We start from the raw sequence: 1,056 nt of genomic DNA on the forward strand, positions 1-1,056 counted from the left end.
CGGACGGGGATTTGGTGGGGCTCGCCCACCGCCCGCGGGGGCCGACCCCAGCCGCCCCCGTCAGGCACCGGCCACCCGCCGCGGGGCGGCCGGACCGGACGGCCGTGGTTGGGCCCCGCCCGGTCCGGCAGCCGCACACCACCTGGACCGGAACTGAGCACAGCAGCCGCCCCCTCCCCCTGCAGGGCCGGGCCCGCACACCCGCCCCACCTCCCCGGCTCAGCAACAAAATAGGGGGGCAGGGACAGCCAGGCAGAGGAAGTCAGCCCTCCACGGCCGCCGAAGCGGTCGCTCAGATGATTTGCAGGTTGACCAGGCCCGAGGATGTGTCAAGGCCGTCGGTGGTGGCGCATTCCAGGGTCTGGGTGGGTGCGGCGGCCAGGACGATCTCGATGATGATCGTCGATCCCTGGAAGTCACCGGACTTGATCTCACCGGTGAGGACCAGGACGGAGTCGCCTCCGGGACGCAGGCCCACTCCGGCGGTGAAGTCGAAGGTGCTGGAGCTGGTCTGGTCGTTGGTCCAGTTGATCCGGCCGTTGCCGGTGGAGTTGCCGGTGGTGCACGACAGTTCTCCGTTGCCGGTGAAGAGGATGGTGCCGTTGGTGTGGTCCGGCGGCAGGCCCAGGCACGGGCCGATGGCGCCGTCGGCGGACAGGGCGACCTGCCGGGGGAACAGTGTCAGGCCGGGCTTGTAGGAGGTGGTCTCGTAGCCGGGGCACTCCAGCAGGGCAGCCTGCTGACTCGCGCCCGCGGCCAAAGCTGCCGGGGCGGCCTGGGCGGTGGGCGTCAGCCCGAGAGCGATGAAGGCGGCAGCACTCGCGGTGAGCGCACCGTACTTCCGTATCCCGCCACGCGTGGGGAACCGCATCACATGTGCCTTTCTGCCGGGAGTCACGGGAGAGCCGTCGCCTGTTACAGCAGGCGTAGCGCGTACGCCGCCGGCCGGGCGACCGTGCCGCACCACCGTCCCAACCCTGCCCGGGCCCGGCCATGGCCCGAAAGGAGGAGCGCGCACCGCCCCGACGAGCGCGCCCCCCTACAGGGGCACACCCG

1 protein-coding gene is annotated in these 1,056 nt (G+C 71.8%); it reads right to left on the reverse strand.

Annotated features, from left to right (window positions below):
* Positions 1-292: 292 nt before the first annotated feature.
* Positions 293-871, reverse strand: coding sequence for a hypothetical protein (locus ACWD1Z_RS37820; RefSeq protein WP_451125488.1), 579 nt, complete (start codon positions 869-871; stop codon positions 293-295).
* Positions 872-1,056 lie beyond the last annotated feature (185 nt).

It is taken from the genome of Streptomyces sp. NPDC002784 (assembly GCF_053592135.1).